Consider the following 9,709-nt stretch of genomic DNA (forward strand, 5'->3'; position numbering starts at 1 on the left):
GAGTCTAGCCGGCAGAACGGAAACGGAGAAGCCGCGTGCGTGTTCAGCGCGCCATGACCGCCGCCCGTGCCCCCTCCACCTGCGTCATGAGGCCGGCCAGCGCGCCGCGCACCTCCCCCGACAGCCCGAACAGCAGCAGCGCCACCAGCGCAACCGCCAGCGCATGATCCAGCAGCGGCCGGGCCGGCCGGCGCGCTCCTGAACGGTGGCGGAAAGGAATTTGGAAGAACGGCATCGCTGGCGGCTCCGGCATGGATCAAGGCGTCAGGATGCCAGCCTACCGGCGGAGAGGACGAACGAACCCTTAACAGCGCTCGATCGACGGCCGATTGCCCCGCTTTTGTCTCGGCTCTATTTCGGTTCGGAGGCGTTTTCAAAGTCGAGACTGCGCTTTCCCCCTGCTGTGGAGGGCTCTACCCTTTGCGGGCAGCATCGCAAATTCGAGTTACCGCCTTTGCGTAAAATACATAGCAATTTGCGACGCGATTTTTGCTGTGCTTTTGCTGCATTTCCTGGTTTGCCTGCTTGTCGGATGATGCTAAGAGTAATGCATCCAACGAAAACACTCCTTTCTGCATAGGCAATTGCTTAGGAGGCCGGCAATGACTTTGGTCTATCGTCCCCTGCCCTATGGCGGGCACGAAGACCGGCGGACGGGCCGCCACCTGCTTCTGGTGGTCGCGCTGATCCTCGCCATTCCGACCGCTTTGGGCGCCGGCTGCACCGTCGATGCTCTGCGCAGCTATGCCGTGGAGGCGCGGCTGTCGCAAGCCGTCGATGCCGCCGCATTGGCCGGCGGTCGGGTGATGTTCGATTCACAACGCGACGGCCACATCCGCAGTTTCTTCGACAAGGCCTTCCCCAACGGCTTTCTGGGATCGAACCTGTCGCCGCTGACGATCGCCGAGGATGCGGCGGCCGGCACGCTGACGGTCAGCGCCCACGCCACCGTCAACGCCATCTTCCTGCGCCTGTTCGGCAAGAAGGAAGTGACGGTGGAGGCCCAATCCGTCGTCCGCCGCGGTCTGCACGCCCGCACTAAGCTGCAATAACTCCCTTTCCGCATTCCAGCCAGCTTCATCGCCGATTCGCGAGGCTCGCATTCGCGGAATGCAGCCCGGCGCCTTCGCAACTGCGGTAGAAGGGACGCACAGCGCCCCTTCCATCGGAGTCCGCGATGCTCGGAACCCTGACGCTCCTGCTGCTCTGCCAACTGGCCGGCGAGTTGGCCGCCCGCCTGCTGCACCTGCCGATCCCCGGCCCGGTGCTGGGCATGCTGCTGCTGTTCGCCGGCCTGCTGCTGCGCGGCGGCGTGCCGGCCGCGATTCAGGACACCGCCGGCGGGCTTCTGCGTCACCTGTCCCTGCTGTTCGTGCCGGCCGGCGTCGGCGTGATGGTGCATGTCACCCGCCTGGAGACGGAGGCGCTGCCGATCATCGTCGCCCTGTTCGGCAGCACCCTGTTCGGCATTGCGGTGACCGCCAAGGTGATGGCCTTCCTGTTGAGCCGCAGCGATCCGCGGCTGGAGGACGTGCGGCCGGCCGGGAATTCGGCGAAGGGAGATCGGACATGAGCGCCGATCTCCACCAGATCTGGGTCTATCTGTCTGCCAGCCCGCTGGCCGGGCTGACGCTGACCCTGGTCGCCTACCAGATCGGCCTGTGGGTGTTCGAGAAGCTGGGCCGCCGCCCGGTGCTGAACCCGGTGCTGATCGCCGTCGCCCTGATCGCCGGCACGCTGAGCCTGTCGGGCATCGATTACCGCACCTACTTCGACGGCGCGCAGTTCGTCCATTTCCTCCTCGGCCCGGCCACGGTGGCGCTGGCCGTCCCGCTCTACAACCAGTTCCAGGAGGTGCGGCGCTCGGCCCTGGCAATGATGGTGGCGCTGCTGGTCGGGTCGGCCGCCTCGGCACTCAGCGCGGTGGCGCTGGTCTGGATCTGCGGTGGCACGAAGGTGACGATCCTGTCGATGGCGCCGAAATCCGTCACCTCCCCCATCGCCATGGGCGTGTCGGAGCAGATCGGCGGACTGCCATCGCTGACCGCGGTATTCGTCATCATCACCGGCATCGTCGCCGCCAGCCTCGGCACTTGGGTGCTGAACCTTGTCCGGGTGAAGGACTGGCGCGCCCGCGGCTTCGGCATGGGCGTGGCGGCGCACGGCATCGGCACCGCCCGCGCCCTGCAGGTCAACGAGGTGGCGGGTGCCTTCGCCGGGCTGGGCATGGGCCTGAACGGGCTGGCGACGGCGCTGCTGCTGCCGACGCTGTACCACTTGATCTGGGGCTGAGGGCGGCAATGGTTGGTGCATCCCGCAGTCCGATTTTCGCCAATCCGGGCTTGACAGCCATGCCGCACCTGCGCACAGTGCGCCCCATGAACACCATCGACCGCAAGAACGCCCTTCTTCGACTTCTCGGCCCGGCGCTTTAAGCGTCCGGGTTCGTCGCGTTCTCCCCCGTTTCCATCGGTCGAAGTGTCTGTTCCATGAGCGATGTTTGCAAAGGCGCCGGCATCGGCGTCGCCCGGCAGGGGCCGGGACTGCGACTTACCGACGGTCGCTGAGCCACTTCCGGCGGCTCTGCGGCCGTACCCCTCGCCGGTCCCTCCGCCTTTCAAAATCCGATCCGCCGCCCCCTCCCGCACAGAAGCGCTTGAGCCCGGGGCCGCCACTGGAGCCGAACGACGCCATGAGCACCGCGACCCAAACCAGCACCGCCACCAACATCCCGACCCTGCCGAAGTCCCCGTCCAAATACGCCCCCTTCCCCCAGGTGAAGCTGACCGACCGCCAATGGCCGTCGCGCACCCTGGACAAGGCGCCGATGTGGTGCTCGGTCGACCTGCGTGACGGCAACCAGGCGCTGATCGAGCCGATGGGGCCGGACCGCAAGCGTGCGATGTTCGACCTGCTGCTGCGCATGGGGTTCAAGGAGATCGAGGTCGGCTTCCCCGCCGCCTCGCAGACCGATTTCGACTTCTGCCGCGAGATCATCGAGCAGGGCAAGATCCCCGACGGCGTCACCATCCAGGTGCTGACCCAGTCGCGTGAGGAGCTGATCCGCCGCACCTTCGACGGCATCAAGGGCGCCAAGCGCGCCATCGTCCACCTGTACAACTCCACCTCGGAACTGCAGCGCCGCGTGGTGTTCGGGCTGGACCGCCAGGGCATCGTCGACATCGCCGTCGCCGGCACCAAGCTGATCAAGCAGCTGGCCGCCGAGACGCCGGAGACCGAGATCGTCCTGCAGTACTCGCCGGAAAGCTTCACCGGCACCGAACTGGATTTCGCCGTCGAGATTTGCGAGGCGGTGATGGAGACCTGGGGCGCTTCGCCCACCAACAAGGTCATCCTGAACCTGCCGGCCACGGTCGAGATGTCGATGCCCAACGTGCATGCCGACCAGATCGAGTGGTTCTGCCGCACCCTGAAGAACCGCGAATCGGCGATCATCTCGCTGCACCCGCACAACGACCGCGGCACCGGCGTCGCCGCGGCGGAGATGGGGCTGCTGGCCGGTGCCGACCGCGTCGAAGGCACCCTGTTCGGCAACGGCGAGCGCACCGGCAACGTCGACGTCGTCACGCTGGCGCTGAACATGTTCACCCAGGGCGTCGATCCGGAACTGAACATCGACGACATCAACGAGATCGTCCGCGTGTCGGAATACTGCACGCAGCTGCCGGTCCACCCGCGCCATCCCTATGCCGGCGAGCTGGTGTTCACCGCTTTCTCGGGCTCGCACCAGGACGCCATCAACAAGGGTCTAAAGGCGCTGACCAAGTCCAACACCGGCAAGTGGGAGGTCCCGTACCTGCCCATCGACCCGCAGGATCTGGGCCGCAGCTATGAGGCGGTGATCCGCATCAACAGCCAGTCCGGCAAGGGCGGCATCGCCTATGTGCTGGAGAAGGACTACGGCTTGCAGATCCCGCGCCGCCTGCAGATCGAGTTCTCCAAGGTCGTGCAGCGCGTCGCCGACGAGACCGGCAAGGAACTGTCGCCCGCCGACATCCATGCCGCCTTCAAGGCCGAGTATCTGGACGCCGACACCCCGCTGGAACTGGTCGAGCATTCGACCGAACCGCGCGGCCCGAACTCCGGCGCCCGCGCCATGAGCGTGGTGATGCGCCGCAACGGCGAGATCATCACCACCAAGGGCAAGGGCAACGGCCCGATCGACGCCTTCCTGGACGCCCTGCGCCAGGGCTGCGGCACCGACCTGCACGTCGTCGACTACCGCGAGCACGCCATCGGCTCCGGCGAGGACGCCCAGGCCTGCGCCTATGTCGAGGTGAAGACCGGCGACAGGACGCTGTTCGGCGTGGGCATCGACGCCGACATCGTGACCGCCTCGCTGCGGGCACTGGTGAGCGCCGCGAACCGGGCGACGCGGTAAGGTTCTGGCTTCGATACCCCCACCTAGCCTCCCCCGCCCAGCGGGGGAGGATTGAGGTGGGGGCATCGCAAGCCCGCACGCCCCCAACCTTGCCCCCACCGCCCCGCCCGCCTATAAGTCCCCACGAAACGCGTCGAGCAACAGCGGACAGCGCTATGATCGTGGTCACCGGCGGGGCCGGCTTCATCGGGTCCAACCTTGTCGCGGCATTGGCTGCGCGCGGCATCACCGACGTGGCGGTCATCGACCGCTTCCGTGATGGCGAGAAGTGGCAGAACCTCGCCAAGCGCGAGGTCGCGGCCCTGGTGCCGCCGGAGCAGACGCTGGCCTTCCTCGACCAGCATGCGGCCGAGATCGACACCGTCTTCCATCTCGGCGCCATTTCCGCCACCACCGAGCGGGATGTCGACAAGATCGTTGCCAACAATGTCGCGCTGACGCTGGAGCTGTGGCGCTGGTGCTCCTGGCGTGGCTGCCGGCTGATCTACGCCTCCTCGGCCGCCACCTATGGCGACGGTGCCGCCGGTTTCGACGATGACGGCTCCTGCGATGGGCTGGCGCGGCTGCGGCCGCTGAACGCCTATGGCTGGTCCAAGCATCTGGTCGACCGCCGCATCGCCCGCGCCGTCGCCGGCGGCGATCTTGTGCCGCCGCAATGGGCCGGGCTGAAGTTCTTCAACGTCTACGGCCCCAACGAAGCCCACAAGGGCGACATGATGAGCGTGGTCGCCAAGCTGTATCCGCAGCTGACGGCCGGCAATCCGGCGCGCCTGTTCAAGTCGCACAAAAACGGCTTCGAGGATGGTGGCCAGCTGCGCGACTTCATCCACGTCGACGACTGCGTCGCCGTGATGCTGTGGCTGTACGACCATCCGGAGGTCAGCGGCCTGTTCAATGTCGGCACCGGCAAGGCGCGCAGCTTCAAGGACCTCGCGCTGGCGACCTTCGCCGCTCTGGGGCTGCCTCCCCGGATTGAGTACTTCGACATGCCTGAGCATCTGCGCGGCAAATACCAATATTTCACGCAGGCGACGACGGATCGCCTGCGCGCCGCCGGGTTCGACCAGCCCTTCACCGAGCTGGAAGAGGGTGTCCGGCGCTATGTGCAGGATTTCCTGTCGCAGCCCGACCCGTACCGCTGACCGGAGTTCCTATGTTCGCCACCCTGCCAGTCGTCGCCTTTCCCACCATCGATCCGGTCGCCATCGCCGTCGGCCCAGTCGTCGTCCGCTGGTACGCGCTGGCCTATCTGGCCGGGTTCGTACTGGGCTGGCGCTATTGCATGGGGCTGGCGCGGCTCGACCCCGATCTGCGGCCCAAGCCCGAGGAGTTCGACGACTTCCTGACCTGGGCGGTGATCGGCACCATCCTGGGTGGGCGGATCGGCTATGTGCTGTTCTACAACCTGCCCTACTACATGGAAAACCCGCTGGACGCCCTTCAGGTCTGGCATGGCGGCATGTCCTTCCATGGCGGCATGGTCGGCGTGCTGACGGCCATCGGGCTGTTCTGCTGGCGCCGCGGCATCTCGCCCTTCGTCTTCGGCGACATCATCGCCGCCTGCGCGCCGATCGGTCTGTTCTTCGGCCGCATCGCCAACTTCATCAATGGCGAGCTGTATGGCCGGCCGGCCCCCGACTTCGCCTATGCCATGGTGTTCCCGCGCGATCCGTTGCAGGTGCCGCGCCATCCCAGCCAGCTTTACGAGGCGGCGCTGGAAGGCGTGGTGCTGTTCATCCTGCTGGCGATCGCCATCCGCACCCCGGCGCTGCGCCACCGGCCGGGCACGGTCGGCGGGCTGTTCCTGATCGGCTACGGCCTGTCGCGCATCATCGTGGAGTTCTTCCGCGAACCCGACCCGCAGTTGGGCTTCCTGTTCGCCGGCGCGACGATGGGACAGCTGCTGTCGCTGCCGATGCTGGCCGTCGGGCTGTGGCTGGTCGTGCGCGGCCGGCGCCACGCCATCGCGGCCTGACGCCATGGCGGGGGACGAAAGCGCCGCTCCGGACACTCTGGCACGCCTGCTGGCCCGCCGGATTGTGATGGACGGGCCGATCAGCGTCGGCGCCTTCATGGCGGAGGCGCTGGGCCACCCGCGCTTCGGCTACTACATGCGGCGCGACCCGTTCGGCAGCGGCGGCGACTTCACCACCGCGCCGGAAATCAGCCAGATGTTCGGCGAACTGGTCGGGCTCTGGTGCGTCGATACCTGGGCGCGGCTCGGCGGTCCCGGCCCCTTCCATCTGGTGGAGTTGGGTCCCGGCCGCGGCACGCTGATGGCCGACGTGCTGCGGGCGGCGGCGGTGCTGCCGCTGTTCCGCGACAATGCCATCGTCCATCTGGTGGAAACCAGCCCGCACCTGCGCGATCGCCAGCGCCAGACGCTGCAGCCGATCCTGGGCGACTCCGTCCAGTGGCACGACCGGCTGGAGGATGTGCCGGACGGCCCGACCATCCTGATCGCCAACGAGTTCTTCGACGCCCTGCCGATCCGTCAGGTGCAGAAGACCAACCATGGCTGGTTCGAGCGGCTGGTCGACATCGACCCCGACAGCACGGAAGGCGAGCCGCGCTTCCGCTTCGTGCTGGAGGCGTTCGGCAGCTCCGGCAGCCGGCTGGTGCCGGACGCACTCCGCGATGCGCCCGACGGCAGCGTGGTCGAGGTCTCCCCCGCATCGCAGGCGGTGGCGCGGCTGATCGGCGCCCGGCTGGCGGCGGCTCCTGGCGCAGCGCTGGTGATCGACTATGGCTATGCCCAGGGTCCGGCGGTGGGCGACACGCTGCAGGCGATGCGCCGCCATGCCTATGCCCCCGTGCTGGAGGCGCCGGGCGAGGCCGACCTGACCGCCCATGTCGATTTCGCCGGCATCGCCGCGGCGGCACGGGAGAGCGGCGCCCAATCCTTCGGCCCGGTGGAGCAGGGGGAATGGCTGACCCGCCTCGGCATCCGCCAGCGGGCGTCGGCCCTGTCGGCGAAGGCCAGCCCGGCCCAGGCGCAGGACATCGGCGGCGCGCTGGACCGCTTGATCGATCCGGCGCAAATGGGCAGGCTGTTCAAGCTGGTCGCGCTTGCCACGCCCGGAGCCTTCGCCGACGCCACCCCGCCGGCGGGCTTCTGACCAATAAGTGCCGAAACCGGTTAGAGACACCGCACCGTAACCGCCACCGGAACAATCCGGGCGGACGGTGTATCGCGGCCCCCTGCCCTGTTGGGCATGAGAGAGGCCACAGAACAGGGAAGGACGGCGTTCGTGATCACACTCGGCGCGCTGAACGACATCACCCATATCCGCCACGCCTTTTTCACCCGCACCGGCGGGGTGTCCACCGGGCTCTACGCCTCGCTGAATTGCGGGCTGGGGTCCAACGACTCGAGCGCCGCCGTGCATGAGAACCGTGCCCGCGCCGCGGCGCGCATGGAGGTGGAGCCCGGCAATCTCGTCACCTGCCATCAGGTCCACAGCCCGACCTGCGTGGTGGTGGAGGAGCCCTGGACGCCGGAGACGGCGCCGAAGGCCGACGCCATGGCGACCCGCCAGTCGGGCATCGCGCTGGGCATCCTGACCGCCGACTGCGCGCCCGTGCTGTTCGCCGACAGCAAGGCGCGGGTGATCGGCGCCGCCCATGCCGGCTGGAAGGGCGCCAAGGGCGGCGTGATCGAGGCGACCGTCGCCCGGATGGTGGAGTTGGGGGCCAAGCCGAACCGGATCGTCGCCTGCATCGGTCCCTGCATCGCCCAGCGCTCCTATGAGGTCGGCCCGGAGTTCCCCGCCCCGTTCGAGGAGGAGGACCCGCGCAACCGCGACTATTTCGCCCCGGCCCGCAAGCCCGGCCATTTCCTGTTCGATCTGGCCGCCTACGTCACGCGCCGGCTGGGCGACTCCGGCGTCACGGTGATCCAGCGCTGCCCCAACGACACGGTGGCGGAGGAGGACCGCTTCTTCAGCTATCGCCGCTCCTGCCTTCGGGGCGAATCGGATTACGGCCGCGGCCTTTCGGCCATCGTCCTGCAGACCTGAACCAGCCCGAACGGGCAACGGTGTGGGCCACGGTCATGCCGCCCGCGCAGGGCGGCATTCCCCAATGGGGAAAGGCCACACCGTCATGGAACGTTTACATGCGCCCGGCCCTTTGTTATGGTCCGCCCCGTTTTCAAGGGGCGACGGCGTGCAAGCGTCCAACGTGCCTTGAGCCGTATCCCTGCAAAGAGAGCCGACCCCGATGAAGGTGCTTGCCGGCAACAGCAACCGTCCGCTGGCCGAGGCGATCTCCACCTGTCTCGGCGTGCCGCTGACGAAAGCGAGCGTACGCCGTTTCTCCGACATGGAGGTTTTCGTCGAGATCCTGGAGAACGTGCGCGGCGAGGACGTGTTCGTCGTCCAGTCGACCTCGGCTCCGGCCAACGACAACCTGATGGAACTGCTGGTGACGATCGATGCGCTTCGGCGCGGGTCGGCCCGGCGCATCACGGCGGTCATTCCCTACTACGGCTACGCCCGGCAGGATCGCAAGACCGGCCCGCGCACGCCGATCTCGGCCAAGCTGGTCGCCAACCTGATCACCCAGGCCGGCGCCAACCGCGTGCTGACGATGGACCTGCACGCCGGTCAGATCCAGGGCTTCTTCGACATCCCCACCGACAACCTGATGGCCGCCCCGGTCTTCGAAAAGGACATCCGCCAGTCCTTCGAGAACATCGGCGAGGTCACCATCGTGTCGCCGGACGTCGGCGGCGTGGTGCGCGCCCGCGCGCTGGCCAAGCGCCTGGACGCCGATCTGGCCATCATCGACAAGCGGCGCGAGCGCGCCGGCGTGTCGGAGGTGATGAACATCATCGGTGACGCCAACGGCCGCCGCTGCATCCTGATCGACGACATCGTCGACTCGGGCGGCACGCTGTGCAACGCCGCGGTCGCGCTGATGGAAGCCGGCGCCAAGTCGGTCCACGCCTTCTGCACCCACGGCGTCTTGTCCGGCGGTGCGGTCGCCCGCGTCGCCGTGTCGCCTCTGGAGCAGCTGGTCACCACCGACAGCATCCAGGCGACCGAAGCGGTGCGCGTGTCGCGCAACATCCGCCAGTTGACCATCGCCCCCCTGCTCGCCGAAGCGATCATGCGCATCAGCGAAGAGCGGTCGGTGTCGAGCCTGTTCTCCTAAGAGCGACAGCTTCACAAAAAGGCCCTTTCCCATCGGGAGAGGGCCTTTTTTGTTGTCCGCAATCCGCCCTCACCCCTCCCCCAGCCCATGGAAATCATTCGCCGTCACCTGCCCGCCGGTGGCCGCGGCGATGCGGGCCATTACGGCGGG

General features: G+C 67.5%; 10 protein-coding genes. 9 read left to right on the forward strand and 1 reads right to left on the reverse strand.

The window, feature by feature from the left end:
- Positions 1 to 43: 43 nt before the first annotated feature.
- Positions 44 to 235, reverse strand: a complete 192-nt coding sequence (locus TSH20_RS07140) for a hypothetical protein (RefSeq protein WP_109074053.1) — start codon at positions 233 to 235, stop codon at positions 44 to 46.
- 367 nt (positions 236 to 602) lie between these two features.
- On the opposite strand from TSH20_RS07140, the gene TSH20_RS07145 reads away from it, so the two are divergent.
- The 9 genes from TSH20_RS07145 to TSH20_RS07185 all read left to right on the forward strand — a co-directional run bounded on the left by TSH20_RS07145 (position 603) and on the right by TSH20_RS07185 (position 9,559).
- On the forward strand, positions 603 to 1,052 hold the full coding sequence (locus tag TSH20_RS07145) for a YceI family protein (RefSeq protein WP_109074054.1): 450 nt from the start codon (positions 603 to 605) through the stop codon (positions 1,050 to 1,052).
- Between the two features lie 125 nt (positions 1,053 to 1,177).
- On the forward strand, positions 1,178 to 1,573 hold the full coding sequence (locus TSH20_RS07150) for a CidA/LrgA family protein (RefSeq protein ID WP_109074055.1): 396 nt from the start codon (positions 1,178 to 1,180) through the stop codon (positions 1,571 to 1,573).
- Positions 1,570 to 2,292, forward strand: coding sequence for an LrgB family protein (locus tag TSH20_RS07155; protein ID WP_109074056.1), 723 nt, complete (start codon positions 1,570 to 1,572; stop codon positions 2,290 to 2,292). Before TSH20_RS07150 ends, TSH20_RS07155 begins: the two co-directional genes overlap by 4 nt.
- A gap of 445 nt (positions 2,293 to 2,737) precedes the next feature.
- Positions 2,738 to 4,402 carry a 2-isopropylmalate synthase gene (gene leuA, locus TSH20_RS07160; RefSeq protein WP_174757375.1) on the forward strand — a complete coding sequence of 555 codons (1,665 nt, stop codon included), beginning with the start codon at positions 2,738 to 2,740 and terminating at the stop codon, positions 4,400 to 4,402.
- Between the two features lie 155 nt (positions 4,403 to 4,557).
- Positions 4,558 to 5,544, forward strand: a complete 987-nt coding sequence (gene rfaD / locus TSH20_RS07165; protein ID WP_109074058.1) for an ADP-glyceromanno-heptose 6-epimerase — start codon at positions 4,558 to 4,560, stop codon at positions 5,542 to 5,544.
- Positions 5,545 to 5,555: 11 nt separating this feature from the next.
- Positions 5,556 to 6,377, forward strand: coding sequence for a prolipoprotein diacylglyceryl transferase (gene lgt, locus TSH20_RS07170; protein ID WP_109074059.1), 822 nt, complete (start codon positions 5,556 to 5,558; stop codon positions 6,375 to 6,377).
- Positions 6,378 to 6,381: 4 nt separating this feature from the next.
- Positions 6,382 to 7,521 (forward strand): SAM-dependent methyltransferase, encoded by a 1,140-nt coding sequence (locus tag TSH20_RS07175; RefSeq protein WP_109074060.1) that lies wholly within the window; start codon positions 6,382 to 6,384, stop codon positions 7,519 to 7,521.
- 132 nt (positions 7,522 to 7,653) lie between these two features.
- Positions 7,654 to 8,421, forward strand: coding sequence for a peptidoglycan editing factor PgeF (gene pgeF, locus TSH20_RS07180; protein ID WP_109074061.1), 768 nt, complete (start codon positions 7,654 to 7,656; stop codon positions 8,419 to 8,421).
- A 202-nt stretch (positions 8,422 to 8,623) separates the two neighbouring features.
- Positions 8,624 to 9,559, forward strand: a complete 936-nt coding sequence (locus TSH20_RS07185; protein ID WP_085090015.1) for a ribose-phosphate pyrophosphokinase — start codon at positions 8,624 to 8,626, stop codon at positions 9,557 to 9,559.
- Positions 9,560 to 9,709 lie beyond the last annotated feature (150 nt).

The organism is Azospirillum sp. TSH20 (genome assembly GCF_003115935.1).
GTDB lineage: Bacteria > Pseudomonadota > Alphaproteobacteria > Azospirillales > Azospirillaceae > Azospirillum.